This is a genomic window from Sphingomonas antarctica, assembly GCF_965137005.1.
In the GTDB taxonomy this organism is placed as follows: domain Bacteria; phylum Pseudomonadota; class Alphaproteobacteria; order Sphingomonadales; family Sphingomonadaceae; genus Sphingomonas_O; species Sphingomonas_O antarctica.
This window is the reverse complement of sequence record NZ_CBCRXM010000005.1, coordinates 80,655-106,572: the sequence shown is the minus strand read 5'-3', so window position 1 is coordinate 106,572 and position 25,918 is coordinate 80,655. Positions and strand designations below refer to the sequence as shown.

Annotated in this window: 25 protein-coding genes; 14 read left to right on the top strand and 11 right to left on the bottom strand. The window is 64.0% G+C overall.

Going from position 1 to position 25,918, the window contains the following annotated elements:
- Positions 1-136 precede the first annotated feature (136 nt).
- Positions 137-1,975, top strand: a complete 1,839-nt coding sequence (gene typA / locus ACM9ME_RS07430; RefSeq protein ID WP_415642817.1) for a translational GTPase TypA — start codon at positions 137-139, stop codon at positions 1,973-1,975.
- A gap of 51 nt (positions 1,976-2,026) precedes the next feature.
- On the opposite strand, the gene ACM9ME_RS07425 is transcribed toward typA, so the two are convergent.
- Positions 2,027-4,618: a TonB-dependent receptor gene (locus tag ACM9ME_RS07425; RefSeq protein ID WP_415642816.1), complete on the bottom strand. Its 2,592-nt coding sequence runs from the start codon at positions 4,616-4,618 to the stop codon at positions 2,027-2,029.
- A gap of 232 nt (positions 4,619-4,850) precedes the next feature.
- Between ACM9ME_RS07425 and ACM9ME_RS07420 the strand changes: the two genes are divergently transcribed.
- The gene (locus ACM9ME_RS07420) at positions 4,851-6,653 is read left to right on the top strand and encodes a PEPxxWA-CTERM sorting domain-containing protein (RefSeq protein ID WP_415642815.1); all 1,803 of its coding nucleotides are present in this window, start codon (positions 4,851-4,853) and stop codon (positions 6,651-6,653) included.
- Between the two features lie 82 nt (positions 6,654-6,735).
- Positions 6,736-7,566, top strand: coding sequence for an AraC family transcriptional regulator (locus ACM9ME_RS07415; RefSeq protein ID WP_415642814.1), 831 nt, complete (start codon positions 6,736-6,738; stop codon positions 7,564-7,566).
- Positions 7,567-7,579: 13 nt separating this feature from the next.
- Here ACM9ME_RS07415 and ACM9ME_RS07410 read toward each other — a convergent pair whose 3' ends face one another.
- Both ACM9ME_RS07410 and ACM9ME_RS07405 read right to left on the bottom strand, forming a co-directional pair.
- The gene (locus tag ACM9ME_RS07410; protein WP_415642813.1) at positions 7,580-9,268 is read right to left on the bottom strand and encodes a DEAD/DEAH box helicase; all 1,689 of its coding nucleotides are present in this window, start codon (positions 9,266-9,268) and stop codon (positions 7,580-7,582) included.
- Between the two features lie 137 nt (positions 9,269-9,405).
- Complete coding sequence (locus tag ACM9ME_RS07405) at positions 9,406-9,654, bottom strand: hypothetical protein (protein WP_415642812.1); 249 nt, start codon at positions 9,652-9,654, stop codon at positions 9,406-9,408.
- Between the two features lie 102 nt (positions 9,655-9,756).
- On the opposite strand from ACM9ME_RS07405, the gene tgt reads away from it, so the two are divergent.
- Together tgt and ACM9ME_RS07395 are read left to right on the top strand one after the other, a co-directional pair.
- The gene (gene tgt / locus ACM9ME_RS07400; protein ID WP_415642811.1) at positions 9,757-10,893 is read left to right on the top strand and encodes a tRNA guanosine(34) transglycosylase Tgt; all 1,137 of its coding nucleotides are present in this window, start codon (positions 9,757-9,759) and stop codon (positions 10,891-10,893) included.
- Positions 10,890-11,102 carry a hypervirulence associated TUDOR domain-containing protein gene (locus tag ACM9ME_RS07395; RefSeq protein ID WP_415642810.1) on the top strand — a complete coding sequence of 71 codons (213 nt, stop codon included), beginning with the start codon at positions 10,890-10,892 and terminating at the stop codon, positions 11,100-11,102. Before tgt ends, ACM9ME_RS07395 begins: the two co-directional genes overlap by 4 nt.
- On the opposite strand, the gene ACM9ME_RS07390 is transcribed toward ACM9ME_RS07395, so the two are convergent.
- Positions 11,099-12,013 (bottom strand): class I SAM-dependent methyltransferase, encoded by a 915-nt coding sequence (locus ACM9ME_RS07390; protein ID WP_415642809.1) that lies wholly within the window; start codon positions 12,011-12,013, stop codon positions 11,099-11,101. The genes ACM9ME_RS07395 and ACM9ME_RS07390 overlap by 4 nt on opposite strands.
- On the bottom strand, positions 12,003-12,965 hold the full coding sequence (locus ACM9ME_RS07385; RefSeq protein WP_415642808.1) for a fatty acid desaturase family protein: 963 nt from the start codon (positions 12,963-12,965) through the stop codon (positions 12,003-12,005). The genes ACM9ME_RS07390 and ACM9ME_RS07385 overlap by 11 nt, the downstream gene beginning before the upstream one ends.
- Positions 12,966-13,185: 220 nt before the next feature.
- On the opposite strand from ACM9ME_RS07385, the gene rpsM reads away from it, so the two are divergent.
- The 5 genes from rpsM to rplQ all read left to right on the top strand — a co-directional run bounded on the left by rpsM (position 13,186) and on the right by rplQ (position 17,781).
- Entirely contained in the window at positions 13,186-13,554 is a 369-nt protein-coding gene (gene rpsM / locus ACM9ME_RS07380) for a 30S ribosomal protein S13 (RefSeq protein WP_415642807.1), read from the top strand.
- A 54-nt stretch (positions 13,555-13,608) separates the two neighbouring features.
- A complete protein-coding gene (gene rpsK / locus ACM9ME_RS07375) occupies positions 13,609-13,998 on the top strand; it encodes a 30S ribosomal protein S11 (RefSeq protein ID WP_415642806.1) in 390 nt (129 codons plus the stop codon).
- Between the two features lie 90 nt (positions 13,999-14,088).
- Positions 14,089-15,153, top strand: a complete 1,065-nt coding sequence (locus tag ACM9ME_RS07370; protein WP_415642805.1) for a DNA-directed RNA polymerase subunit alpha — start codon at positions 14,089-14,091, stop codon at positions 15,151-15,153.
- Between the two features lie 131 nt (positions 15,154-15,284).
- On the top strand, positions 15,285-17,249 hold the full coding sequence (locus ACM9ME_RS07365; RefSeq protein WP_415642804.1) for a hybrid sensor histidine kinase/response regulator: 1,965 nt from the start codon (positions 15,285-15,287) through the stop codon (positions 17,247-17,249).
- A 103-nt stretch (positions 17,250-17,352) separates the two neighbouring features.
- Positions 17,353-17,781: a 50S ribosomal protein L17 gene (gene rplQ, locus ACM9ME_RS07360; protein ID WP_415642803.1), complete on the top strand. Its 429-nt coding sequence runs from the start codon at positions 17,353-17,355 to the stop codon at positions 17,779-17,781.
- Positions 17,782-17,848: 67 nt separating this feature from the next.
- Here rplQ and ACM9ME_RS07355 read toward each other — a convergent pair whose 3' ends face one another.
- A complete protein-coding gene (locus ACM9ME_RS07355) occupies positions 17,849-18,961 on the bottom strand; it encodes an NAD(P) transhydrogenase subunit alpha (RefSeq protein WP_415642802.1) in 1,113 nt (370 codons plus the stop codon).
- On the bottom strand, positions 18,958-19,101 hold the full coding sequence (locus ACM9ME_RS07350; protein ID WP_415642801.1) for a hypothetical protein: 144 nt from the start codon (positions 19,099-19,101) through the stop codon (positions 18,958-18,960). Before ACM9ME_RS07350 ends, ACM9ME_RS07355 begins: the two co-directional genes overlap by 4 nt.
- A gap of 151 nt (positions 19,102-19,252) precedes the next feature.
- Between ACM9ME_RS07350 and ACM9ME_RS07345 the strand changes: the two genes are divergently transcribed.
- The gene (locus tag ACM9ME_RS07345; RefSeq protein WP_415642800.1) at positions 19,253-20,662 is read left to right on the top strand and encodes a sigma-54-dependent transcriptional regulator; all 1,410 of its coding nucleotides are present in this window, start codon (positions 19,253-19,255) and stop codon (positions 20,660-20,662) included.
- A 169-nt stretch (positions 20,663-20,831) separates the two neighbouring features.
- Here the strand turns inward: ACM9ME_RS07345 and ACM9ME_RS07340 are convergent, their stop codons facing one another.
- The 4 genes from ACM9ME_RS07340 to ACM9ME_RS07325 all read right to left on the bottom strand — a co-directional run bounded on the left by ACM9ME_RS07340 (position 20,832) and on the right by ACM9ME_RS07325 (position 23,852).
- On the bottom strand, positions 20,832-21,371 hold the full coding sequence (locus ACM9ME_RS07340) for a fasciclin domain-containing protein (RefSeq protein ID WP_415642799.1): 540 nt from the start codon (positions 21,369-21,371) through the stop codon (positions 20,832-20,834).
- A 62-nt stretch (positions 21,372-21,433) separates the two neighbouring features.
- Entirely contained in the window at positions 21,434-22,114 is a 681-nt protein-coding gene (locus ACM9ME_RS07335) for an anti-sigma factor (protein WP_415642798.1), read from the bottom strand.
- The gene (locus tag ACM9ME_RS07330) at positions 22,111-22,650 is read right to left on the bottom strand and encodes a sigma-70 family RNA polymerase sigma factor (RefSeq protein WP_415642797.1); all 540 of its coding nucleotides are present in this window, start codon (positions 22,648-22,650) and stop codon (positions 22,111-22,113) included. Before ACM9ME_RS07330 ends, ACM9ME_RS07335 begins: the two co-directional genes overlap by 4 nt.
- Before the next feature lie 17 nt (positions 22,651-22,667).
- Entirely contained in the window at positions 22,668-23,852 is a 1,185-nt protein-coding gene (locus ACM9ME_RS07325) for a thiolase family protein (RefSeq protein WP_415642796.1), read from the bottom strand.
- A gap of 80 nt (positions 23,853-23,932) precedes the next feature.
- Between ACM9ME_RS07325 and ACM9ME_RS07320 the strand changes: the two genes are divergently transcribed.
- The 3 genes from ACM9ME_RS07320 to ACM9ME_RS07310 are packed head-to-tail and all read left to right on the top strand — an operon-like array spanning position 23,933 to position 25,910.
- Positions 23,933-24,640, top strand: coding sequence for a CoA transferase subunit A (locus ACM9ME_RS07320; RefSeq protein ID WP_415642795.1), 708 nt, complete (start codon positions 23,933-23,935; stop codon positions 24,638-24,640).
- Positions 24,637-25,275, top strand: a complete 639-nt coding sequence (locus ACM9ME_RS07315; protein WP_415642794.1) for a hypothetical protein — start codon at positions 24,637-24,639, stop codon at positions 25,273-25,275. The genes ACM9ME_RS07320 and ACM9ME_RS07315 overlap by 4 nt, the downstream gene beginning before the upstream one ends.
- Positions 25,275-25,910, top strand: a complete 636-nt coding sequence (locus ACM9ME_RS07310; protein ID WP_415642793.1) for a 3-oxoacid CoA-transferase subunit B — start codon at positions 25,275-25,277, stop codon at positions 25,908-25,910. Before ACM9ME_RS07315 ends, ACM9ME_RS07310 begins: the two co-directional genes overlap by 1 nt.
- Positions 25,911-25,918: the final 8 nt, after the last annotated feature.

Sequence of the window (25,918 nt, the reverse complement as noted above, 5' to 3'; positions counted from 1 at the left end):
CCTCTCAGTCGCGGGAGCAGCGGTCGGGGATTTGGTGCATGGGGCGGGGCGATACAGTCGCTCCCCCCGCACTTGCTGCAACGCGGCATTTGCGCTATGGGCGCGGCCAACTCCTCACTGACAATTCGAGACCCCCATGCCCCTTCGTAATGTGGCCATCATCGCGCACGTCGATCATGGCAAGACGACCCTGGTCGATCAGCTGTTCCGCCAATCCGGCACCTTCCGCGACAACCAGCGCATCGAAGAACGTGCGATGGATTCGAACGATCTCGAAAAAGAACGCGGCATCACCATCCTCGCCAAGGCGACGTCGGTCGAATGGGACGATCATCAGGGGCACAAGACCCGCATCAACATCGTCGATACGCCCGGCCACGCCGATTTCGGCGGCGAGGTGGAGCGCATCCTGTCGATGGTCGACGGCGTCATCCTGCTGGTCGACGCCGCCGAAGGCGCGATGCCGCAGACCAAGTTCGTCACCGGCAAGGCGTTGAAACTCGGCCTCAAGCCCATCGTCGTCGTCAACAAGGTCGATCGCCCGGACGAGCGCATCCAGGAAGTTCTCGACGAAGTGTTCGACCTGTTCGTCAGCCTCGAGGCGAGCGACGAACAGCTCGACTTTCCCGTCCTCTACGCCTCGGGCCGCAACGGTTACGCCAACGAAAATCCGGACCTGCGCGAAGGCACGCTGGCGCCGTTGTTCGAAAAGATCATCAGCCACGTCCCCGAACCTTCGGCCGATCCCCACGGCCCGTTCAAGTTCCTCGTCACCCTGCTCGATCGCGACAATTTCGTCGGCCGCATCCTCACCGGCCTGGTGTTCTCGGGCTCGATCAAGACCAACGCACCGATCCACGCGCTCGATCCCGACGGCAAGATCGTCGAGACCGGCCGCGCGTCAAAGATCATGGCGTTTCGTGGGCTGGAGCGCGTCGCGGTGGACGAAGCCAATGCCGGCGACATCATCTCGATCGCCGGGCTGACCGTCGCGACCGTCGCCAACACCATCTGCGATCCCAGCGTCACCGAACCGCTCCACGCGCAACCGATCGACCCCCCGACGCTCTCCATGCGCTTCGCGGTCAACGACTCACCGATGGCCGGCCGCGAAGGCACCAAGGTAACCAGCCGCATGCTCCGCGACCGCCTCGAACGCGAATCCGAAAGCAACGTCGCGATCAAGATCACCGAAGCCGCCGACAAGGACAGTTTCGAAGTCGCCGGCCGTGGCGAGCTTCAGCTCGGCGTGCTGATCGAAACCATGCGCCGCGAAGGCTTCGAACTGGGCATCAGCCGCCCGCGCGTGCTGTTCGGCGAGGATGAGCACGGCAACAAAACCGAACCCTATGAAACCGTCATCATCGACGTCGACGAAGAGCATAGCGGCACCGTCGTCGAGAAGATGAACCTGCGCAAAGCCGAGATGACCGACATGCGCCCCAGCGGCGGCGGCAAGACGCGCATCACCTTCTCCGCGCCCAGCCGCGGCATGATCGGCTATCACGGCGAATTCCTGTCCGACACGCGCGGCACCGGCATCATGAACCGGCTGTTCGAACGCTATGGCCCGCACAAGGGCAAGATCGAAGGCCGCAAGAACGGCGTGCTGATCTCCAACGGCGCGGGCGAGGCGAACAATTACGCGCTCGGCCCGCTCGAGGATCGCGGCATCCTGTTCGTGGGGCATCAGGAAGTGCTGTACGAAGGCATGATCGTCGGCGAAAACGCCAAGCCGGACGACCTCGAAGTCAATCCGATGAAGGCCAAACAGCTCACCAACTTCCGTGCCTCGGGGGGCAAGGACGACGCCATCCGCCTGACCCCGCCGAAGCGCATGACGCTGGAACAGGCCATCGCGTACATCGACGACGACGAAATGGTCGAAGTCACGCCAAAGAGCATCCGGTTGCGCAAGCGCTATCTCGATCCTCATGAGCGGAAGAGGGCGAGTCGGGCGAAGGTCGCGGCCTGAAGCCAAGGCCGCTAGCTCGATAAGCTGGCGGCCCGGTATCGCTGACTGCGCTCAATACGCCGCCGACAGCGTCACGAAAAACTGCCGCGGCGGGATCGGGTAGGCGGAATAACCGTTGACCGCCGACCCGATCGACAGCGTCGATTTGCCGCGCTCCTGCGTCAGGTTCGTCACGTTGAGCGCCAGTTCCGCCTTGCGCAGCGGCGCGACGTCGTCGGTCAGCTTCACCGCCACGCGCAGCGACGTCAGGAAATAGGATTTGACGCTGACATCGTTGCTGAACGTCGCGAACCGCCGCCCGACATAATCGCCGATCAGCTGCGTCTCGAATGGGCCGACCGACACCGTCGCCACCGTCTTGTTCAACCATTTCGGAATGCCGGGCAACAACTTGCCGCACGTCGGCACGACCCCGCCGACGACCAGATAGCCGCCGATGCACGTCCCCGTCGCCGCGCCGATGCCGGTGGCGGTCGAGGTATAGTCGCTCTGATATTTGGAGAGGTTGTAAGACGCCGCATTGTACAGCGAGACATTGCGCCCCAACCGCAACGTCAGCGCCGCATCGACGCCATCGGTCTTCACGTTGCCGACATTGACCAGGATCGACGTGCCGCCGGTGATCCCGCCGCCGGCAATGCCGCCCGGGTTGGTCGATATGGCGAGCAGGCGGTTGCTGAAATCGACATGATAGTAATTGATCTGCGCGTTCAGCGACACGTCGCCGCCGAAATTGCGGTTGGTCCTGAAGCCCGCCTCATAAGTCCAACTGCTCTCCGGCTTGCCCTGCGTGGCGAACAGGTCGAACGCCGCCTGGCTGCCGGTGAACCATGGACCGCCACCGCCCGCCAGATACGCCTGATATTGCCGCAGGTTCTTCTGCACGTTGAAGTAAATCTGCTCGTGGCCGTTGAAGTCGTACTTGGCACCGACCGCGGGCAGGAACCACTTCTTGGTGTCGATCTTGCCCTGCGGCAGGCCACCGGTCAGGCCCGACAGCGAGCCCGCTTTGGGCTGAACCGGGAAGCGCCCGTCGGCCCATTGCGCGCTGGTCTTGAACCCGGCCTGGACCAACAATTTGTCGCTGGCCTGCCAGCTGTCCTGCAGGTGCAGTTGCAGCTGCTCGATGCGCGCCTCGCCCTGATATTGCGTGAACAGCGGCGCCATCACGTCGAGCGGACGGATATACGGCGTGCTGAGCCCGGCATTGCCGACCGGCACGGCATACCAGCGGCGCCACTGGGTCGTGCGGTTATGTTCGTACCACCCGCCGAACTCGATCTTGTGATTGCCCAGCGTGACGTCGAGCGCCGAGATCACCCCGACGCGGTCGATGCGATATTCGGTGGTGCGCGTGATCAGCCCCGACCCGCCGGTCGCCGCGACCAGCGCTTGCCCCGCCGCCGCCGCCTGCGCATCGGTCAGCGCGACGCACGCCGCCGGGCGGACGCCGTTGTTGTTGGCGGTAAAGCGGCAATTGGCGGGCAGCGCGGCATAACCCGGATCGAGATAGGGCTGCGCCGTGGTGATCGACTGGCCCAGCGGACCGGCGACGACCCCCACGCCGTCATTATGGTGAAGATAGCCGGTGTTGGACCAGCTGACATTGTCCGACAGACGCGCATCGTACCGCGCATAAGCCAGATAATCGGTGCGCTGCGCATCCGAATAATAGTTGCGGTAATTGCTGCCCTCGGCGGCCGGCGAATTGCCGAACGGGTTCAGATACGCGCTGCGATACGTGTTGAACGCCGGATAGAAAAACGGCTTGGTGTAGGGCGTGTAAAGCTGGTCCGGCCACGCGGTCTGGCCAGCTGCGGTGTTAGGGACGAAAAACACCGTCGCGTCTTCGTTCGGCTGGGTGAAATCATTATAGTCGAAATACAGCGTCAGCTTGTTCGGCCCGGCGTCGTGGACGAACTTGGCATTGGCTTGCCATCCGCCCTGCGTGCCGTTGAAATCCCACGCCCGCGCATGCTGGCGAGCACCGGAGATATACGCCGAATTGGCACCGTCGGGTCCGAACGCACCCGTGTCGAAGCGCCCATAAGTGCGTGAGGTATCGTAACTGCCGAGCGTCTGGGTGACTTGCACGCCGAGATGGTCGAGCGGCGCGGACGAATAGGTCTCGACCGTACCGCCCAGATTGCTGTTCGACGCGGTGGCCAGATCGCCCGCGCCGGTCGACACGACGACGCGCCCGACATTCTCCGAAATCACCGCGCGCTGCGGCGACAGGCCGTTGTAATTGCCATAGCTCTGATCGCCCAACGGGATGCCGTCCATCGTATAGCCGAGCTGGTTGGCCGCGAACCCGTGGATGAAGATCTGGGCGTTCTGCTCGTTATAACCCCACGGATCGGCGGTGATGTACAGCACGCCGGGCAACGTCTGGATCGCCTTCAACGGACTGATCCCGGGCAGGATCTTCTGGATTTCGGTGCCGGGCAGCTCGACCGAGGTGCGCGCCTGGGTGCCCGTCACGATGATCGTGCTGACGTCGTCGGCCACGTCCGCAGGGGCAGCCGCAGGCGCCGCTGCAGCCTCGCTCTCCGGTGCGGCACCCGCGTCGCGCGCCACTGCCAAGGCCGGAAAGGCCAGCGAGATCGCCAAAGCGGTAAGCGACGCCGAAATACGGATCATGTTCTGTCCCCCGTGCCGCCCGGATGATCGCGGCTTGAGGGGGCGGGTAGAGCCGTTTCTTACCGATTCCGTGACACTATGGCTGCAATTGCATGACAGTCGTATCCGGCTGTGGGCAATTGCCGGCCTGCGCGATGACCATATCGCTAAGCATCTGCGTCCGTGTCGATTTCATTCTATATCGTGCCAACCCAAAGCTTTACGCGCTCTTCATCTTTCCAGGGGGTCAGGCATGAAGACGACAATCTTGGTCGCGGCAGCGATGCTCGCGAGCACCGCCACTTCGGCGATCGCAGCGCAATTTATCGATACCACGACGGGCTATGCCACCACCGGCACGGCCAATCTGTATAACGGCGCCAGCTTCTCCTATTACGCCATCGATAAGACCAAAACCAAGACGTATGGCGCGATCACAGGCAGTTCGTGGACCGGCCATTACGGCGCGAAGGTTTCGGCAACGCTCAAGGCCAAGTTCGGTTTTTCGGCGAGCGCGTCGTTCGCGAACACCGTCAATACCGCGCTGACCGGCAATGTGCGCACGATCGCCGGTGGCCAGACCACCCAAGGCTCGACGTTCGTGCTCTCGACCGACTTCACCAACGCTCACACCACGTCGAACATCGGCAAGGGCCAGGTCGATGCAGCACTGACGGCGTCCGCTTATGCCGGCGCGAATTTGCACGCCAAGGCCTGCGTCGTGTTCTGCAAGGAGGGCGATCTCGTCAACGTCGGCGTCGGCGTGCCGAAGGACATCAACGTCCTCGGCTATCACTCGGCGACCAACAGCGTCACGTTCCTCGACAAGACCTACACCAATCAACTGCCGCAATATTTCTCGTCGGATACGCTGCCGCTGACCGCAAAGCTTGAAGCGATCGACGTGTCGGGCACGCGCAAGGGCCTGTCGTCAAACTATTACCATACCGAACAGCAATTTGCCGGCGCGTATGTCGATGTCGCAAAGGTGCTGGTCCAAGCGCTCGGCATCCCCAGCGAAGTCGTTTCGGGCAGCGCGCTCGGCTTCGACTATACGACGATCAGCGCGAAGGTCGGCATCGGCATCAACGCGATTTACGACGTCGCCACGACGGTGTTGACCAAGGTCACCAATTACGCATTTTCGGCGCCGGTGCAGGTGTTCAACAACACCACCAACAAATGGAACGCGCCGATTACTTCGCTGTCGGTCTCGGACGGAAAGGCTTTTGCCTTGCGCACCGCCACGCCGCTGAGTTCGCTAAGCGTCCTGCCGACGGTCTATACTTACGGGCAGTCCGAGGCGACGTTGAAGCTCAACGTGACGGCGGAGGATCACATCGCACTCCTGCAAATCTCCGGCTACGGGATCAGCGCGGGGCCATTGTACACGCATGACGACGTGGTCGAACTCGGCACGTTGGGGACGTTCACTGCAAAGAACACGTTCTTCTTCAAGGACACGACCCTCGCGCCGTTCTCGCTCGATTTCAGCGGCGCGGCCAAGGCGCTGGCGGGTGGCGACGAGAGCGCAGCAACGATGCTGTCGAACCTCTCGCGCGTGACCCGTGCCGGCGACATCGCCTTCGTCTTCGTCCCGACCCCCGGTGCCGCGGCGCCCGGCGACACGATCTCGGGAACGATCGAGAAAGTGACCAATTACAACACCGACAATTGCAATGCCGACACGCTCGACGGTTGCCAGTTCGACCGCAGCTTCACCGCCATCGGCACCCAGCAACGCCTGGTGCGTGGCGCGACCGGTGCGCCGAGCTTCAGCTATGCCGTCGATTTTGACACGGTAGACCGTCTGGAGGAACTGCCCGAGGGGACCAGCGGCGTACAGGCCACGCCCGAATCGCTCCGCGCGCTGCTCGCCAGCCTGCCGCCGCCGGGATCGAACGGCTATGATCTCGACCCCTATATCTCGGACAACAGCACGCCGTTCGCGGCGACGGTGCCCGAACCTGCCGAATGGACGATGTTGATCGGCGGCTTCGGTCTGCTCGGTTCGGTCGCACGCCGGCGCCGGGCGCAGGCAAAATTCGCCTATTGACCGACCCTATCGACCACCCGCCGCTTGACGCTTTCGAAAACCCAACCTTATGAACGGGATAGGGCGTTGAGCTGCGGGGGTCATGGCGTTTTCATATTCGTTCTGGCCGGTGGCGCCGCAATTGGCGCCGCTGATCGACCAGATTTACGTCTTTCGCTGCAACGAAGATCGCTTCGAGGCGCCGGCCGGAGCGCTTTTGCCCCAGCTGATGTGGCAGCTGAGCGGGCAACTTGGCTGGATCGCCGGCGACAAACGCGAGCAGCCGTGTTTTCCCGCGACGCTGCTCGGCCCCAGCAGGGGGGCACTGCGACTGACCAGTGAAGGCGTCACGACCATTGTCGGTGTCGGCCTGTTCCCGGAAGGCTGGCATGCCCTGATCGAACCCGATGCGGATACCCTGGTCGGGCAGCTGATCGACCTGACGACCTTATGGGGCGACGACGCACTCGAACCGCTGGCGGGGACGCCCGACGAGCCTGATCGGGCGCTTGCCGCGCGCCTCGAAGGCCATTTGCTCACGCGACTGCAGCATGCGCCGCCGCAAGACGCGCGGGTCGCCGCGATCAGCCGCTGGATCAACGGCCCGACCGGCGACATCGACCAACTGACGACCGAGCTGGCGGTGTCTCGACGACAGCTCGAACGGATCGCACGGCGCGCGCACGGCCTGCCCCCTCGCCTTCTCGCCAACAAGCACCGCACGTTGAAACTGGCGGCGATGCTGGCGGCGGGGATCGATCTCAAGACCGCGTGGCTCGACGACTTCGCCGACCAGTCGCATTTCACGCGCGAATTCCGCCGCTTCATGGGCGTAACGCCGACGGCATTCCTCCGCAGCGAAGGCGTCCTGGTCCGCGAAATCATGCGCGTCCGTCGCGAAATCGCCTCGCACCATCCGCTGGGTCTCGGGTGAGGCGTTCCCGCCCCTAACGCGTGCGGTGCTGCCGTGGCCCGCGCGGGGGTGCCGGGCGGTTGGCACCATTGCCTTGCGCGCTTTTGTGCTGCGCCGATGGCGGGTTGGGTGAGGCTTCGATCAGGACGTCGTCCTCGCCCGCGCCCGCCGTCCGGGCGATCGCCGCCTGAAACTTGGCGGCGAGCATGCGCGGGACCTGGAACGCGGTCTCATTGGCCTGGATGCGGATCGCGCCGACTTCGTTCTTGGTGATGTGCCCGCGACGACAGATCAGCGGCAGGATCCAGCGCGGATCGGCATTCTGCCGCCGTCCGATATTCATGCGGAACCACACGATGTCCTCGAAGCCGGGGCGGTGGCGTTCCTGCTGCGCGGCGCGGCGGGCTTCGGGGGTCGCCTCGATGATTTCCTCGGGTGCGGGCATCGACGCGCGGTGCGCACGAACCAAGGCAGCGGCGAGTTCGGCGGGGGTCTTCTTGGCGAGCAGTTCCTCGGCCACCGCCGCATCTTCCTCGTCCAGCTCGACCGGCTCGAGGAGTGCGGCGATCAGGCGTTCGCGGTCCTTGGCCCGAATCTCCTCCGCCGTCGGCGCGGCCATCAATTCTGCAGTAATCCGCGCCCCGCGCAGCATGTTCTCGACCTGCCGCTTACGCGTAAACGGGACGATTAATATCGCCGTCCCCTTATTCCCCGCACGCCCCGTCCGGCCCGAGCGGTGCTGCAGCGTCTCTGCGTCGCGCGGCAAATCGACATGGATGACCAGGCTGACGCTCGGCAGATCGAGTCCGCGTGCCGCCACATCGGTGGCTACGCACACGCGGGCACGTCCATCGCGCAACGCCTGCATCGCCGCGTTGCGTTCGTTCTGGCTATGCTCGCCCGAAAGCGCGACTGCGGAAAAGCCGCGCTCCACCAGGCTGGCATGAAGGCGGCGCACAGCATCGCGCGTGGCGCAGAACAGGATCGCCGTCTCTGCGTCGTGCAGGCGCAGCAGGTTGATGACGGCGTGCTCGATATCCGCGGGCGAAACAGCAACCGCTTGATAGCTGATATCGCCATGGCCGCGGTCTTCACCGACGGTCGAGATGCGCATCGCATCGCGCTGATACCGCTTGGCGAGCGCGACGATCGGCTTGGGCAGAGTCGCCGAGAACATGAGCGTACGGCGCTCAGCGGGCGAGGCGTCGAGGATTTCCTCGAGCTCTTCGCGGAAGCCCATGTCGAGCATCTCGTCGGCTTCGTCGAGCACGGCCACGCGGAGGTCGGACAGATCGAGCGCGCCGCGTTCGAGGTGATCGCGCAGGCGGCCCGGCGTCCCAACGACGATGTGCGCGCCGTGATTGAGCGCGCGCCGCTCCTTCATCGCGTCCATCCCGCCGACGCAAGTGATCACGCGCCCGCCGGTCTTGGCATAAAGCCATTCGAGCTCGCGACTGACCTGCAGCGCCAGTTCGCGCGTCGGCGCGATGACCAGCGCCAGCGGCGTGCGCGACGGGAAAATCATCCCCTCGGGCGTCAGCATCTGCTTGGCCATCGCCAGCCCGAACGCGACGGTCTTGCCCGACCCGGTCTGGGCCGAGACGAGCAAGTCGCGGCTCGCCGTTTCGGGCTCAAGCACCGCCGCCTGCACCGGCGTGGCGGTTTCATAGGAGCGCGCGGAGAGGGCTTCGGCGAGCAGCGCCGGGATATTCTGAAAGTGCATGGGCCTAACGGGGATGCGCGACCTCAGCCGCTGTAATCCCGCTATATAGCCGATTTTCCGACCGCGGTCGATGACCGCAAGTTGCGACGCAAAAACAGGTGGCGCGNCCGNCCGGTCGCGCCACCTGGTTACACGACTTAGCGATAACGCCAGCCGCCGTGATGACGGTAGCGATTCTGATACCAGCGATGGCCGTCCCAATAGCCGCGGCCGGTGTAGAAGCGTCCGACAACCCAAGCGTTGTTGCCCGCCCAGCGTCCGATGGCGTGACAATGCCCGCGCGGACCGCGCTCCATGCCACGGCCGCAGCCATCGCGCGCCATCGCCGGGCTCGATGCCAGCGCAGCGCCAGCGACAGAGATCAAAATTGCCAAGGGTAGTTTCATGACCAAATGTCCTCTCTCTTCCCCGAAGACGAACTAAACGCGTATTGGCGGCGTCGCGTTCCGCCGCTGGACGCCGCATCGCACGCACCATAAGCGCGCCACGTGACACGCTTCAGTTTCGACATTTCCGCCCGCGATGGTGCGGCGCGCACCGGCACTATCACGATGTCGCGGGGTGAGATTCGCACCCCGGCGTTCATGCCCGTGGGTACCGCCGCGACGGTCAAGGGAATGAAGCCCGCCGACGTCCGAACGACCGGCGCTGACATCATCCTCGGCAACACCTATCACCTCATGCTGCGTCCCGGTGCGGAGCGGATGGCCAAGCTCGGCGGACTGCACGCATTCATGGGCTGGGACCGCCCGATCCTGACCGACAGCGGCGGGTATCAGGTGATGAGCCTGTCCGACCTGACCAAGAAGACCGAGACTGGCGTGACATTTGCCAGCCACCTCGACGGCAGCCGCCATTTGATCACGCCCGAACGATCGATGGAGATTCAGGCGCTGCTCGGGTCGGACATCCACATGGCGTTCGACGAATGCACCGGCTTTCCCGCGACGCATGAAGCGGCGAAAGCGTCGATGGAGCGCTCGATGCGCTGGGCGCAACGCTCGCGCGATGCATTCAGCGGCACGGGCGCGCTGTTCGGAATTCAGCAGGGCTCGATGTTCGAGGATTTGCGCGCGCAGTCGTCGAAGGATCTGACGAGCATCGGGTTCGATGGCTATGCGGTCGGCGGCCTGGCGGTCGGCGAAGGCCAGGCGGAGATGTTCCGCGTGCTCGACTTCGCGGTGGACATGCTGCCCGCCGACCGCCCGCGTTACCTGATGGGCGTGGGCAAGCCCGACGATCTGGTCGGCGCGGTGATGCGCGGGATCGACATGTTCGATTGCGTCCTGCCGACGCGCAGCGGGCGCAACGGACAGGCGTTCACCTGGGACGGCGCGATCAACCTGCGCAATGCCAAATTCGCCGAGGATTTGACTCCGATTGATGAACAGTCACCGGTCGGGCAATGGTCGAAGGCGTATATCCACCACCTCGTCCGCTCGAACGAAATGCTCGGCGCGATGCTGCTGACCGAACATAATCTATGGTTCTACCAACAGGTCATGGCGGGGATGCGCGCGGCGATCGGCGCGGGCGCATTTGGAGACTGGGCCGACGCTTTTCTGACGCGCTACCGGAGCCGCTGCGCCGGTCGCTCGTTCTGCCGTCGAGGAGACGCGGAATGACGGAAAAGACGTTCAAAGCAGGCGATAAGGTCGGCTGGAATAGCTCGGGCGGGCATTCGACAGGGAAGATCGTCAAAAAAGTCACCAGCCCGACCAAGATCAAGGATCACAAGGTCGCGGCGTCAAAGGACAATCCCGAATATATCGTCAAGTCGGACAAGTCCGGCGGCATCGCTGCGCACAAGCCGGGCGCGCTGAAAAAAGCCTAAGCGGTCAGCGTCACGAACATCTGGCTGGTCCGCCCGAACGGTCGGCGCAGGATGTCGAGCGCGGCGAAGGCGGCGGTGAGCGGGCCGAATAGCGGGTGTGCGACCATCGGGCGCTGACGGCTGGTTTTCACCAGGCCCAGCCGCCCGAGGGCTTCGAGCGCGCTGACCGTCCAGAACGGTGCGCCTTGCGTGAGTTTGAGCGATGTGACGCGTAGGTCCGCTTTGGCGGCGGCCTTGCCGAAACTTTCGGGCGAAAAGATCACCCAGTGGCGCGGGGCGTGGAGCCCGCCCCAGCTGCGGTGACGAAACAGGCGCGCGTCGAGGCTGTCATGATTGGGCGTCTTGACGAAGATCACCCCGCCCGGCGCGAGGAGCCCACGCATCCGCGTCAGCACCGCCACCGGATCGGCGACATGTTCGATCAGGTTGAGCAGGAAAATCACGTCGAAGCGTTTTGCGGTTTCGTACGTCTCGACCGGTCCAAGGAAGAAGTCGTGTCCCGCCGCCTTGGCCAAGGTTTCTGCCGCCGGATCGAGATCGACCACAGTGGTGTCCATCAATCGCGGTTCGACCGCCTTGGCGGTGGTCAGCAACCACCCCGCCCCGCCGCCGACGTCGAGCGCCGACAGCCGGTCACCCTTTACCCCGGCAAAGATCTTGCGGAATTGTCGCCGGTCGAGCCACGCCTTGACGCGCTCGACGCGTGATGCGCCGGTTTCGCTGAACGAATAATAGGTGTCGGGATAAATCTCGCCGAGCCGATCGCGCGGCGGATCGACGATCGACAGCGTGCAGCAATCGCCGCAGCGGACATAATCGAAGCTTTCGGGCACAGCGGCATATTCGACGTCGCGCGCAGTCGCCCAGTGGCTGACGTGACGGCTGCCACAGGCGAGGCATTCAGCGGCCACGGTCGTTCGCCAATATGTCGCGGAACGCCTGCACATAGGTCGTGCGGCGCGCGTCGAGGATCGGAGCGAGGCTCGTCCGCGCCAGATAGGCGTCGAGCTCGGCGAGGCGAGTATAGCTCACTTGCGGTTCCCAGTGATGGAGGAGGTGGCGGCTGAACCCTGCACCACCGAAGATTTTGGCCAGCGGACCGTCAGCGAACAAGCGGGTTACTGCCCCGCTTTGGGCGGGTCGCAACGCATCGGCGCGAACCGGACGATGTTCGAGTAGCGGGCGCAGTGTCGCGAGAAACGGATAGACGATCGTCATGCCCCCACCCCAGGCGAGCACGGCGGGCCATGCACCGAACGCCAGCATCGTACCCAGGATCGCAACATGGATCGCCGCGCCACGGATCAGCGGCAATTTGGACCGCGCGGACCTGGGCTGCGGCGACTGTGCGCGACTGAGAAAGATACGGACCGCGTGAACACCCGTCAGCATCTCGACGATCAGGCGCGGGGTCAGCGGGTGAACGTACGACCGCTCGCCGTCGCGCGCGTGGCCCAAATGGCGGTGATGATCGAAATGCACCGCGCGATACGCGGCGATGCTCGTCCCCACCTGCCACGCGATAAAACTGTTGGCGATCCAGTCGCTGGTTCGGCGGCGTGGGGCAAGATTGGCGTGCGCGGCTTCGTGGATGAACAGCTGGAGGTACGCGATGGAGGTGCCGATGCCCACCGCGCCAAGCGTCGCCGCGACGAGGCTGGCCACGATGCCGCCGACGCTGCCAACCGCTACAACAATCGCTGCCAACACTGCGTAACCCAGCGCAATATCGCGCCATACGGTCTCGAATCGCGGAGTCAGTGTCTTGCGGTATTTGCTGTATCCGCCCAGCGTTTCGGCCTCCACACGTGTGCGCAATGGCGGCCAAGCGTCGGCATCGACCTCGAAGTCACGGGGGAACATCGGCTGCACACCAGCATTTGTGAACACTCTTGGTTGGCAACCCGTTAACGGGGGCGAGCCGGTTGACTCGTGCCAAAGCCGCGACTATCTGCAATCGCACTCCAGCAACACGCACACGGCGGGCGCTTTCGCGCGCGCCGCGTTTTTCGTATTGCCGGAATCAAAGCGTAGAGATGGGCCGTCTGCCATGACGGGCTGTGGAGCCGGGAGAAAGTTTTAGATGGCACGTATTGCGGGGGTCAATATCCCCACCAACAAGCGCGTTCAGATTGCGCTGACTTATATTCACGGGATTGGCCCGGCGAAAGCCAAGGAAATCACCACGAAGCTCGGCATCGCCGATGCGACGCGCGTGCAGGACCTGACCGATCAGGAAGTTTTGCAGATCCGCGAAACGATCGACGCCGACCATCAGGTCGAAGGCGATCTGCGCCGTCAGGTGTCGATGAACATCAAGCGTCTGATGGATCTGGCCTGCTATCGTGGTCTCCGCCATCGCAAGGGCCTGCCGGTCCGCGGCCAGCGCACTCATACCAATGCGCGCACTCGCAAGGGCAAGGCCAAGCCGATCGCCGGTAAGAAGAAATAAGCTCGACGGCTGCCCTGTGGCAGTCTCGCTTTATATTAAGTCAGGACGACAAAAATGGCTCGTGAACCGGGGCGCATCAAGCGCCGTGAACGCAAGAACATCACCAGCGGCGTCGCGCATGTGAACGCCAGCTTCAACAATACCATGATCACGATCACGGATGCCCAGGGCAACGCGATTTCGTGGTCGTCGGCCGGCACCATGGGCTTCAAGGGGTCGCGCAAATCGACTCCCTACGCCGCGCAGGTCGCCGCCGAAGACGCGGGCAAAAAGGCCGCCGAACACGGCGTCCGGACGCTCGAAGTCGAGGTCAAGGGCCCGGGTTCGGGTCGTGAATCGGCGCTTCGTGCGCTGCAGGCGGTTGGTTTCAACATCACGTCGATCCGCGACGTGACGTCGATCCCGCATAACGGGGTTCGCCCCGCCAAGCGCCGCCGCGTCTGACGCTCTGGCCGGGGGGTGCTCCGGTCGGATTAGAATATTCAAAAGCAGAGGGCAGGCGGGACGCCGTCGCCCCACGGGCAAGGAAGCAACATGGCTGTCAACGCAAAGAACTGGCAGGAACTCAAGAAGCCGACGGCGCTGGAGCGCAAGTCGGGTGACGGCAAGCGCAAGGCGACCTTCGTCGCCGAGCCGCTGGAGCGGGGCTTCGGCCTTACGCTCGGCAACGCGCTGCGTCGCGTGCTGCTGTCGAGCCTGCAGGGTGCAGCCGTCACCAGCATCAAGATCGAAAACGTGCTGCATGAATTCAGCAGCCTGGCGGGCGTCCGCGAAGACGTCACCGACATGGTGCTGAACGTGAAGCAGATCGCGCTGAAAATGCAGGGCGAAGGCCCGAAGCGTCTTCAGCTGTCGATGACCGGTCCGGCCGAAGTCAAGGCGGGCGACATCGCCGTCACCGGTGACATCGTGGTGATGAACCCCGAACTGGTGATCTGTCACCTCGATCAGGGTGCGACGCTCAACATGGAACTGACCGCTGACGTCGGTAAGGGCTATGTCGCCGCCGCCGCGAACCGGCCCGCCGACGCGCCGATCGGCCTGATCCCGGTCGATGCGCTTTACTCGCCGGTCAAGCAGGTCGCCTACAAGGTCGAGAACACCCGCGTCGGGCAGGAGCTCGATTACGACAAGTTGACCCTGACCATCGAGACCGACGGCACCGTGCTTCCTGACGAAGCGGTCGGCTATGCCGCGCGCATCCTGCAGGACCAACTCGCGTTGTTCGTCGGCTTCGAAGATGCCGGCGTGTCGCAGGCGTCGCCGATGATCGGCATGGCCGTGGCTCAGCCGCTGTCGGGCGTCGAAGCCGACACCAATCAGCTCAACCGCTACCTTCTCAAGAAGGTCGACGAACTGGAGCTATCGGTGCGTTCGGCCAATTGCCTCAAGAACGACAACATCATCTATATCGGCGATCTGGTTGGCAAGACCGAAGCCGAGATGCTGCGCACGCCGAACTTCGGTCGCAAGTCGCTCAACGAGATCAAGGAAGTCCTGTCGTCGATGGGTCTGCGCCTGGGGATGGACATCCCCAACTGGCCGCCGGAAAACATCGAAGACATGGCCAAGAAGCTCGAAGCAGAGTTGCTGGGCTGAACCTTTCGCAAGCGCCATTGGCACTTGTGAACCGTGTGAATCAAACCGGCGGCGCGCCTTGGCATGCTGCCGGTTTTTCATGTCGAACGGGCGTTCACATCGCCGCGATGACCCACTAAGCCACTAACCTCATGGAGAGGGATGCGACATCGGCGGGCGGCGCGCTGGATGCGACGGCACTGATCGACCGCATTGCCGAAGGCTTCGCGACCGTACGCATGATTGGCGACCCGCCGACGGATTTCTCCTGGGTCACGTGCAACCCTGCTTTTGCCGCCATGCTCAACCGCCCGCGCGCGCAGATCGTCGGCGCGAAGGGCAGCGATCTCGTCACTGGCAATCTCTTGCGGCTCGTCGGCAAATTCGCAGGCGTAGCGGCGAGTGGCAATCCGGCGCGGTTCGAGCATCGTTTCGGCACGCCCGAACATGCTTGGGCGGTACACGCCTTCCCGCTTGGCGACGGGACGCTGGGGGTGCTGCACACCGATGTGACCGACGAACGCCGCGCGCAGGCCGCGTTGCAGGACAGTGAAGCCGCACTGCGCGAAAGCGAGGCGCGATTTCGCGAGATCGCCGATCAGGCGCCGGTGCCGATGTGGGTCACCGCACTCGATCGCACCCGCGCCTTCGTCAACAAAGCCTATATGGCGTTTCTTGGAACCGGCGAGGATGAGGCTAGGCAATTCGACTGGCGCACCATCATCCACCCCGATGATGGTGCGCGGCTGCTCGCGGAATCGGCGGCGGGCGAAGCATCGCTCAAGCCGTTCACGCTCGAGGGCCGCTATCGCGGCGCGAACGGGCAGTGGACTTGGCTCCGCTCCGAATCCAATCCGCGTTTCGATGCGGCGGGCAATCTCGCCGGGTTCATCGGTGCGGCGTTCGACATCACCATCGCCAAGGAAGCCCAGTTACGGCTGGAGGAGCTGATCGCGGCGCGCACGGCCGAACTGGAAACCGCCCAGGCCGCTTTGCGCCAAAGCCAAAAACTCGAAAGCATGGGCCAACTGACCGGTGGTGTGGCACATGATTTCAACAATCTGCTGACCCCGATCGTCGGCGCGCTCGACCTGTTGCAGCGACGGGGGCTGGACGATGCGCGGATGGAGCGATTGGTCAGCGGCGCGCAGCAATCGGCGGAGCGCGCTCGGGTGCTGGTGCAACGGTTGCTGGCCTTTGCGCGGCGGCAACCGTTGAAACCCGTGCCGGTCGACCTGTCGGAACTGATGGCCGGGATGCACGAATTGATCGCCAGCACGGTCGGACCGCGGGTCAAGGTGGAAACGCGCGTGGCGTCCGACCTACCGCGGGTGCTCGTCGATCCCAATCAGCTGGAAATGGCGATCCTCAATCTGGGCGTGAATGCACGGGACGCGATGCCCGATGGCGGCACCATCGAACTGGTCGCGGCGCGGCCTGACGCCGAAGACTGCGCGAAAGTGGGCTTGACCGGGAGTTTCGTGCGCCTGTGTGTCAGCGATACCGGCTCCGGGATGGATGCCGAAACGCGCGCGCGCGCAGTGGAGCCGTTCTTTTCGACCAAGGGCGTCGGACGCGGTACCGGGCTGGGGTTGTCGATGGTTCATGGATTGGCCGCACAACAGGGCGGGCTGCTCGAAATCGAGAGCGCGCCTGGGGAAGGCACGACTATCCACCTTTACCTGCCCGCCACGGAAGAGCTGGCCGCTTCATCGCTTGCCGCGCCGGTGCGTGAGGCACGCGGTACGGCGCGCATTCTGCTGGTTGACGACGAGCCGCTGGTCCGCGCCGCGACGGCCGATATGCTTGTCGAGCTTGGATATGACGTTGTCGAAGCAGAGGATGCGGAGGCGGCTCTGACCATCCTCGAAGAGGGCACATCGGTCGATGCAGTGGTGACCGATCATCTGATGCCCGGCATGAGCGGGACCGAACTGGCACACACCATCGCGACGAGGCAGCCACCTTTGCCCGCGTTGATCATCTCGGGGTTCGCCGAGGTTGCCGGGGTCACACACGCGCTGCCCAGCCTCAACAAGCCGTTCCGTCGTGACGAATTGGCCGCGGCACTCGATGAGCTGGCGATCCACGGCGGTACGCGCTTGTTGGCCGATTGACTTTTTCGCTGCGCCGCCGCATTGGCGCGCTCGCACCGGGCGGTTCCTCCGCCTGGCCGTCGCTACCTGATACGGGTGACGGACGAACCCAAAAGGATTGACCATGCGTCATCGCAAAGCTCATCGTAAACTGCAGCGCACGTCCGCGCATCGTACCGCCCTGTTCCGCAACATGTCGGCCGCGCTGATCAAGCATGAGCAAATCACCACGACCCTCGCTAAGGCGAAGGAACTGCGCCCCTATACCGAAAAGCTGGTGACTCTGGCCAAGAAGGGCGGCTTGTCGAACCGTCGTCTGGCGCATTCGCGGCTGCTCGACGAAACGCAGCTAATCAAGCTGTTCGACGTTCTCGCCTCGCGTTACGCCGACCGTGAAGGCGGTTATTGCCGCGTCATTCGCGCCGGCATCCGCAAATCGGATTCGGCCGAAATGGCAATCATCGAATTCGTCGATCGCGATGTGTCGGCCAAGGGCCAGGATTCAGGTCCGGTCCAGACGTTCGACGACGCGGAATTCGACCAGGCCGCTTAAGCCTCAATTCTGAAATTCCGAGCCCCGGTGCAGGACCATCCTGCGCCGGGGCTTCGTGTATCTGGCCTCAGCCGAGCAAGCGGGGGTTCACGACCTTGCCAGCCTGAGTCAGCCGGATGGCGTCGCCGATCTCGGCGTCGAGCACCGGCTTGCCCAATTCCTTGTCCCAAAATGCGGTGACGAAATTGAGCAAATTGCGCGCGAACAGCGCCGACGTGTCCGCCGCAAGCCGGCTGGGCACATTCTTGTGCCCGACGATCTTCACGCCGTGCAGCTCGACAATCTCGCCCGCGACCGCACCTTCGACATTGCCGCCGCTTTCGACCGCGAGATCGACAATCACGCTGCCCGGTCGCATCGATGCGATCTGCACATCGCTGACCAGCCGCGGCGCGGGCCGGCCGGGGATCAGCGCGGTGGTGATAACGATATCCTGCTTGGCGATATGGCTGGAAACGAACGCGGCCTGCGCCGCTTTTTGTTCGTCGGTCAGCTCGGCGGCATAGCCACCCTGCCCCGACGCGGTCAGCCCTTCGGCGAACACCGCCTTGGCGCCGAGGCTTTCAATCTGTTCCTTGACCTCGGGCCGCACATCGGTGGCGGAGACCTGTGCACCCAGGCGGCGGGCGGTGGCGATCGCCTGAAGCCCGGCAACCCCGACACCCATCACGAAGACCCGCGCCGCGCTGACGGTGCCCGCCGCGGTCATCATCATCGGAAAGGCGCGGCCATATTCGCCGGCAGCATCCAAAACCGCTTTATAGCCTGACAAGTTCGATTGCGAGCTGAGAATGTCCATCGACTGGGCGCGCGTGATGCGCGGCATGAACTCCATCGCCAGCGCCTCGACACCGAGCGCCGCATAGGCATCGACGCGCGCGCGCTCGACAAACGGATTAAGCGCGGCGGCGATCCACGCGCCCGGCTTGATCCCCGTCAGGCTGGCCGGATCGGGACCCTGCACGCCAAAAATCGCATCCGCTTCGGATAGAGTTTTCGAACGGTCGCCAACGCTCGCGCCCGCATCGGCAAAAGCCTGGTCCGCGATCGACGCACCCTGCCCCGCGCCGGCTTCGACCGCGACACTCGCGCCGAGCGCGATCAATTTCTTGACCGTCTCCGGGGTTGCCGCGACGCGCCGTTCACCGGCGGTCGTTTCCTTGAGGACGGCGATCTTCACCGCGTGATGAGGAATATGACGAGCGCCGCGACCAGCGCCGAACCGATCGTCCCGAACTTCAGCCAGAACAGGAAGCGGCTATAGCCTGCGACATGCGCCGGAAAGTCTTCGCTGCCTGTGGTGACGTTATCGCCTGACATATTTCCACCCTATGTTGTCTGCCCCAGCACTAGCGAGGGTGCGGCCCGGCCTCAAGGGAACCATTTTTTTCGTTTCGCGGTTAAATCCAAATCAACCCTCCTTCCGTATCTAGGGAATAGAATTAGATTCAACACCGACCCCCGGAGAGCAATGACGCCAAACGGAGCCCAAATGCTGATGCTGGTCGACGGCGACCCGGCGCATCTGCGCCTGGTTTCCGCCTTGGCGCAGCGTGGCGGCTGGCGCACAGTGTCGGCGGCGGGTGAAGATATGGCGTTGGCGCGCCTCGCGTCGCGCGATGGGCAACAGCTTGACGCGGTGCTGATCGACCACAGTGGTGGCGATGTCACTGCGCTGATCGCGTCAATGCGCGCCAAGCGACCGGATTTGCCGATCGTTGCGCTGACTGCGTTCGGATCGGTCGAAAGCGCGGTCGCGGCGATGCGTGCCGGGGCCAGCGATTTCCTGGTCAAGCCGGTCGCGCCAGAGCGGCTGTTGGCGGCATTGGCTGCAGCCGTCGATAATGGCGTTCATGGCGGCGAACTGCGCCCGCTCACCGAAAAATTCTCGATGCCATTGGCGTTCGGCCAGATCGTCGGCAACGCGTCGAAATTCCGTGCCGCACTGGAGATCGCGGCCAAAGCAGCCAGCGTCGACGTTCCCGTCCTGATCGAGGGCGAGCCGGGCGTAGGCAAGGCGATGGTCGCCGACACGATTCATGCGGCATCACCGCGCGCGGATGGGCCGTTGATTCACGTCGATTGCGCGGCGCACCCCGCAAACGGCGTCGAGTCGCTGTTGTTCGGGCACGAAATGGGCGCATTTGCGGGAGCCTTTACCAAGGTCGTCGGCAAGATTTGCGATGCGCATGGCGGCACGTTGGTTCTCGACGAAGTGTGCAAGCTGCCAATCGACGCGCAGACCAAGCTGCTGCACCTGATCGATCATGGCGAAATCGTGCCGATCGGGGGACGCCCGATCGCCGTCGATGTGCGGGTCATCGCCGCAGCCAACTGTCCGCTGACCGCCGATGTCCAACAGGGCAAGTTCCGCGAGGACCTGTTCCTCCGCCTTGCCAAGGTTCAGTTGACGCTGCCGCCGCTGCGCGAGCGGCTCGCGGATTTGCCAGGACTCGTCGGCCATATGCTGACGCGTATCGCGCGCGAGCCCGGCCTTCGTGACCTAGAAATCAGCGATGGCGCATTGGCATTGCTGGTCAGCTATGGCTGGCCCGGCAATGCGCGCCAATTGTATAATGCATTGTTCCGTGCCGCAGTGTTCTGCGACGGCGCGACGCTCGACGTGGACGATTTCCCGCACATCGCCGGCGAACGTCCGGCGCTCCGTGCGCCGAAACCCATTGCTACGCAAGAAGGCGGTATGGCGCTGCTCGGCACCGATGGGCATTTCCGCTCACTCGAAGAAATCGAGGCGGACGTGATCCGCGCGGCGGTCGATCACTATCATGGGCGGATGACCGAAGTGGCACGCCGCCTACACATCGGTCGCTCGACGCTGTACCGCAAACTCGCCGAACTCGGAATTTCCGACGCAGCCTAAGCGTCGATTGTCGACCGCTGTTGAGCGTAGATCTCCGCATCTGCTCCAAACGAGAAAAAGGGGCAGGCGCGAGATGGGGAAAACACCTGCCCCTTCGCGATCGAGCAAGCCGATCGCTAGCCTTGAAAATTGTCCGGCCGGGCACCGCCCGACCGGACATCCAAATTGGTTACGGCATCAAGACGGTGTCGACGACGTGGATCACGCCGTTGGACTGCATCACATCCCCGATCGTCACATGGCTCATGCCACCCTTGGCGTCGGTAAGAACCAGCGTCTTGCCCATCATCGTGGCGGTCAGCGGCTCACCCTGAACGGTCGTCAGTACGGCCTTGCCGCCGCCGGCCTTGATCGCAGCGGCAATGTCCTTCGACGTCATGCGCCCGGCAACGACGTGATACGTCAGGATCGTGGTCAGCGTCGCCTTGTTTTCGGGTTTGACCAACGTCTCGACGGTGCCGGCCGGAAGCTTCGCAAACGCCTCATTGGTCGGAGCGAAAACGGTGAACGGACCCGCGCTGTTGAGCGTATCGACCAGCCCAGCCGCCTGAACCGCGGCGACCAGAGTCGTATGGTCCTTCGAGTTAACGGCATTGGCAACGATCGTCTTGGTTGGGTACATCGCAGCACCGCCGACCATCGGATTACCGGCCAGCGCAGGCGCGGCAACGCCCAGCGAGAGCGCAGCGAGTAGAGCTAATCTTTTCATCATCTTCTCCGTGAAGCCCCCGCTTCGAGAAGAGTTACGTCGCAATCACGGATGCGGATGCGTCAGGCGCGAATTAATTTTCCGGTGGCGACGACCGGGCCGGTCGGGCTGCCGGTCGGCGACCCGCCCTTGGGCTCGAGCGACACGGCAAAGGTCAGCCCTTCGGCCAGCATTGGGCGCATCGCGGGCGCCACGCCGTGCGCCGAACGGCCGTGCGCATCGAAAATGCCCATCGAACGCGGCTTGCCGTCGGCGGGGATGACCCACAATTCGGGATCGCCTTTGCCCGCGTCGAGCAACGCCGGTGTGGTCCGCATATGCCCCTCAGCGTCGACGACGAGGGCCACTTCGGTGCCGCCCTTACCGGTCAATAGTGCTACCATCGGCGCAGGCGCGTTGACGGTGCGGGTGATCACGGTCGGCTGCGGCGAAGGCGCCACGCCGATATACACGACCAATGCCGCCGCGATCGACATCGCCGCCAGCGCGGCGCTGCGCCAGCGATTGGCCGGTGTCGGCGGATTGTCGTTGGCGGCCAGGCTGCGCTGGATACCGTGCCACACGATCGCCGGCGGCTCGGTCGCGCCGCGTTCAGCGAGCGGGGTCAGCTGGTCGCGCCACCACGCGATCCTGAGCGACAGTGGCGCATCGTGGCGCGCGCGATCCTGCACCGCTTCGGCCTCTGCCGGGTTGAGCAGGCCGATCGCATATTCGGCCGCGAGGACGTCGTCATCGTTCGTCATTGCAGGCAATCGCGTAATTTGAGGAGCGCACGGCGCATCCGGCTCTTGATCGTACCGAGCGGAATGCCCGCACGTTCGGCGATGTCGGCATAGGTCGCGCCGTCGAAGAACGCGGTGCGAATCAGGCTCGCATCGCCCGTGGCCAGCGTTTCGACGCAGCCATGGATACGGGCATCGCCATCCGCCGCGATCAAGCACGCTTCGGCGTCGGGACGCTCGTCGGCGATATCGTGCGCGTCCTCGATCGGGGTCATGATGCGGCGCCCACGTTGCCGCAGCCGGTCGATCGCGCGGTTGCGAGTCAGCGTGACCAGCCAGGTGATCGGGCTGGCGCGCGCCGGATCGAACGTCGCGGCGCGTTGCCAAACATTGATGTACGCGTCCTGCAGCACGTCCTGCGCATCCTCGGGTTCGGGGAAGATACGGAGGCACACGCCATATAGTTTCGCCGAGGTGCGCCGATAGACTTCCTGCAATGCCGCCCGGTCGCCTTCGCCCACGCGCGCCAGCGCGGCGCTCAGCGCCGCCCGCTCCAACGAGGCGACGTCGCCGGTCAGGCGAGCTCGACCGCGAGCGCGGTGCCTTCACCGCCGCCGATGCACAGTGCAGCAATGCCGCGCTTCTTGCCCGTCGATTGCAGCGCCGCGATCAACGTCGCGATGATCCGCGCGCCCGACGCCCCGATCGGATGGCCCAGCGCCGTCGCGCCGCCATGGATGTTGAGCTTGTCGGCCGGGATACCAAGTTCCTGCATCGCGATCATCGGCACCATCGCAAAGGCTTCGTTGATTTCGAACAGGTCGGTGGTTTCGACCGTCCAGCCAGCCTTGTCCATTACTTCGCGGATTGCGGGAACAGGGGCGGAGGTAAACTTGGCCGGTTCCTGGCTATGCGTTGCCCAGGCGACGATGCGCGCCGCGATAGGCAAACCCTTGGCCTTGGCGACGCTTTCGCGCGCAACGACCAAGGCCGCCGCACCGTCCGAAATCGAACTGGCATTGGCGGCCGTGATCGTGCCGTCCTTGGCAAAGGCGGCGCGCAGACCGGGGATCTTTTCCGGATTTGATTTGCCGGGCTGTTCGTCGCGATCGACGACGGTCGTGCCCTTGCGATCTACGACTTCCACAGGGGTGATTTCGGCGTCGAACTTGCCGCCGTTGATCGCCGCATTGGCGCGGGTCAACGAACGGATGGCATATTCGTCCTGGGCTTCGCGGGTGAACTGATACTCCTTGCAAGTTTCCTCGGCAAAGCTGCCCATCGCACGGCCCGGATCGTAAGCGTCTTCGAGACCGTCGAGGAACATCGAATCCTTGATGCTGTCATGGCCGATGCGCGCGCCGCCGCGGTGCTTGGTCAGCATGTACGGGGCGTTCGTCATCGATTCCATGCCGCCCGCCACGACGATGTCCGACGTGCCGGCGAGAATCGCCTCGGCCGCCATCATCGTCGCCTTCATGCCCGACCCGCACACCTTGTTGATCGTTGTCGCGCCCGTTGAAATCGGCAGGCCCGCACCAATCGCCGCCTGCCGCGCGGGCGCCTGACCCAGCGCACCGGGCAGCACGCAACCCATGATCACCTGATCGACATCCGCCGGATCGACGCCCGAACGCTCGACCGCCGCCTTGATCGCAATGCTGCCCAGCTTGGTCGCGGGGACCGAGGACAAGGCGCCTTGCATCCCGCCCATGGGCGTGCGTGCAAAGCCGGTGATGACGATGGGTTCGTGAGTCATGCACGCCATCTAATGCCGCGCCGCAAAAACGCCAAGCCGGCCGGATTGCCGGTGACACCGACGCTGGTTAGGGACGGCACATGGACAAGCAATTCCCAGATGCCGCCGCCGCGCTCGACGGCCTGCTTCACGATGGCATGACGATCTGCGCCGGGGGATTCGGCCTGTGCGGTATTCCCGAACGGTTGATCGACGCGATCGTCGCGTCGGGGGTCAAGGATCTGACCATCGCCAGCAACAATGCCGGGATCGACGGCCAGGGCTTGGGCAAGCTGCTGCGCACAAAGCAGGTCAAGAAGATGATCTCGTCTTACGTCGGTGAAAACAAGGAGTTCGAGCGGCAATATCTCGCGGGCGAGCTCGAGGTCGAATTTTGCCCGCAAGGCACGCTCGCCGAACGCATGCGCGCGGGCGGCGCGGGCATCCCCGGTTTCTACACCAAGACCGGTGTCGGCACCCTCGTCGCCGAGGGCAAGGAAGTGAAAACCTTTGACGGTGAAGACTTCATCCTCGAACTGGGCATCCGTAGCGACCTGTCGATTATCAAGGGCTGGCGCGCCGACGCATCGGGCAATCTCCAGTTCCGCAAGACCGCGCGCAACTTCAACCAGCCGGCGGCAACCGCGGGCAAAGTCTGCGTCGCTGAGGTCGAGGAGATCGTGCCCGTGGGCAGCCTCGACCCCGACTGCATTCATTTGCCCGGCATTTATGTGAAGCGCCTGATCCTCGGCGCACCGTATGACAAGCAAATCGAATTCCGCACCGTGCGGCAACGGGAGATTGCATGATGAGGCGAGTTGTGGCGATGACGGCGCTGTTGCTGGCGAGCACGGCGCGGGCGGACGACAGCGCGGCACTGGCGGGCGCCGAGGCGCAGCAGGCGTATCACGCGATGGTGGCGTTTGTCGCCACGCGCGTTGCTGCACGGCCAAAGGACAGCGTGATCCTCGCCGCCGATGCGCCGCTGGTCAAAGGCGCGTTCGTTCCCTGTGAGTCCAAGCCGCTGGCCTTGGTCATCGCGCTCGATTCCGCAGTGCGTGGACAAGTGACTGCCACAGCGGACGTCGTTTCCGGTGCGCACCATGCAGTCGACGAGGCGCGCAAGGCCAGCGTGGCGGTGATCTTCACCACCGACCGTCCGGCGGCAGAGGGGCCAGGTATCGCGACAGCGCTCAATACGCTCAAGCTGGGGCCGGTCACGGCGGGTGATACCCTGCTGATGGGCGGCGGAGGCGATAGCCGCCGCGCCGCGATTGCCGCAAAATATTGCGTCGTTGCGGTGGCTGGCTCCAGGCTTTCGGACTTCAGCGACAAATTTGCCGCCGAAGCATCCGACGATGCGCGCCGCGCGGTGGCGGTGCACAGCCGCGCGGCGGGGCAATGGGGCAAGGGCTGGTTCGTCGTTCCGGACACCGCCAAATAATGCCCTGGACCCGTGACGAAATGGCGGCGCGTGCCGCGACCGAGCTGAAGGACGGTTATTACGTCAACCTGGGCATCGGCATCCCGACGCTGGTCGCGAACCATGTGCCGGCGGGGATGACGGTGACGCTCCAGTCCGAAAACGGCATGCTCGGTATCGGACCGTTTCCTTATGACGACGAGGTCGACGCGGATCTGATCAATGCGGGCAAACAGACGATTTCGGCACTGCCATCTTCGTCCTTTTTCGGGTCCGAACAATCGTTCGCGATGATCCGCGGGGGGCATATCGACCTGACCGTGCTCGGCGCGATGGAGATCAGCGAAACCGGTGACATCGCCAATTGGATGATTCCGGGCAAGATGATCAAGGGCATGGGCGGCGCGATGGACCTGGTCGCCGGCGTGAAAAAGATCATCGTGGTGATGGAACACACCGCCAAGGACGGCAGCCCCAAATTCATTCCCGAATGCACCCTGCCGCTGACCGGGCGTAACGTGGTCGACATGATCGTCACCGATCTGGCGGTGTTCCGTCGCGACGATCATGCCAGCCCGTTCCGACTGGTCGAATGCGCGCCGGACGTTAGCGAAGCGGACGTGGCGGCGAAGACGACGGCACACTATATCGGTTGACCCGTGCT

What these genes read in the sequence shown, in the direction of transcription:
- ACM9ME_RS07365 (WP_415642804.1), top strand. Translation starts at nt 15,285, where the DNA reads ATGGAGAGGGATGCGACATCGGCGGGCGGCGCGCTGGATGCGACGGCA.
- rpsM (WP_415642807.1), top strand. Translation starts at nt 13,186, where the DNA reads ATGGCACGTATTGCGGGGGTCAATATCCCCACCAACAAGCGCGTTCAG.
- ACM9ME_RS07420 (WP_415642815.1), top strand. Translation starts at nt 4,851, where the DNA reads ATGAAGACGACAATCTTGGTCGCGGCAGCGATGCTCGCGAGCACCGCC.
- ACM9ME_RS07310 (WP_415642793.1), top strand. Translation starts at nt 25,275, where the DNA reads ATGCCCTGGACCCGTGACGAAATGGCGGCGCGTGCCGCGACCGAGCTG.
- ACM9ME_RS07385 (WP_415642808.1), bottom strand. Translation starts at nt 12,965, where the DNA reads ATGTTCCCCCGTGACTTCGAGGTCGATGCCGACGCTTGGCCGCCATTG.
- rpsK (WP_415642806.1), top strand. Translation starts at nt 13,609, where the DNA reads ATGGCTCGTGAACCGGGGCGCATCAAGCGCCGTGAACGCAAGAACATC.
- ACM9ME_RS07410 (WP_415642813.1), bottom strand. Translation starts at nt 9,268, where the DNA reads ATGCACTTTCAGAATATCCCGGCGCTGCTCGCCGAAGCCCTCTCCGCG.
- ACM9ME_RS07370 (WP_415642805.1), top strand. Translation starts at nt 14,089, where the DNA reads ATGGCTGTCAACGCAAAGAACTGGCAGGAACTCAAGAAGCCGACGGCG.
- rplQ (WP_415642803.1), top strand. Translation starts at nt 17,353, where the DNA reads ATGCGTCATCGCAAAGCTCATCGTAAACTGCAGCGCACGTCCGCGCAT.
- ACM9ME_RS07320 (WP_415642795.1), top strand. Translation starts at nt 23,933, where the DNA reads ATGGACAAGCAATTCCCAGATGCCGCCGCCGCGCTCGACGGCCTGCTT.
- ACM9ME_RS07395 (WP_415642810.1), top strand. Translation starts at nt 10,890, where the DNA reads ATGACGGAAAAGACGTTCAAAGCAGGCGATAAGGTCGGCTGGAATAGC.
- ACM9ME_RS07425 (WP_415642816.1), bottom strand. Translation starts at nt 4,618, where the DNA reads ATGATCCGTATTTCGGCGTCGCTTACCGCTTTGGCGATCTCGCTGGCC.
- ACM9ME_RS07315 (WP_415642794.1), top strand. Translation starts at nt 24,637, where the DNA reads ATGATGAGGCGAGTTGTGGCGATGACGGCGCTGTTGCTGGCGAGCACG.
- ACM9ME_RS07405 (WP_415642812.1), bottom strand. Translation starts at nt 9,654, where the DNA reads ATGAAACTACCCTTGGCAATTTTGATCTCTGTCGCTGGCGCTGCGCTG.
- ACM9ME_RS07345 (WP_415642800.1), top strand. Translation starts at nt 19,253, where the DNA reads ATGACGCCAAACGGAGCCCAAATGCTGATGCTGGTCGACGGCGACCCG.
- ACM9ME_RS07335 (WP_415642798.1), bottom strand. Translation starts at nt 22,114, where the DNA reads ATGACGAACGATGACGACGTCCTCGCGGCCGAATATGCGATCGGCCTG.
- ACM9ME_RS07340 (WP_415642799.1), bottom strand. Translation starts at nt 21,371, where the DNA reads ATGAAAAGATTAGCTCTACTCGCTGCGCTCTCGCTGGGCGTTGCCGCG.
- typA (WP_415642817.1), top strand. Translation starts at nt 137, where the DNA reads ATGCCCCTTCGTAATGTGGCCATCATCGCGCACGTCGATCATGGCAAG.
- ACM9ME_RS07415 (WP_415642814.1), top strand. Translation starts at nt 6,736, where the DNA reads ATGGCGTTTTCATATTCGTTCTGGCCGGTGGCGCCGCAATTGGCGCCG.
- ACM9ME_RS07325 (WP_415642796.1), bottom strand. Translation starts at nt 23,852, where the DNA reads ATGACTCACGAACCCATCGTCATCACCGGCTTTGCACGCACGCCCATG.
- ACM9ME_RS07350 (WP_415642801.1), bottom strand. Translation starts at nt 19,101, where the DNA reads ATGTCAGGCGATAACGTCACCACAGGCAGCGAAGACTTTCCGGCGCAT.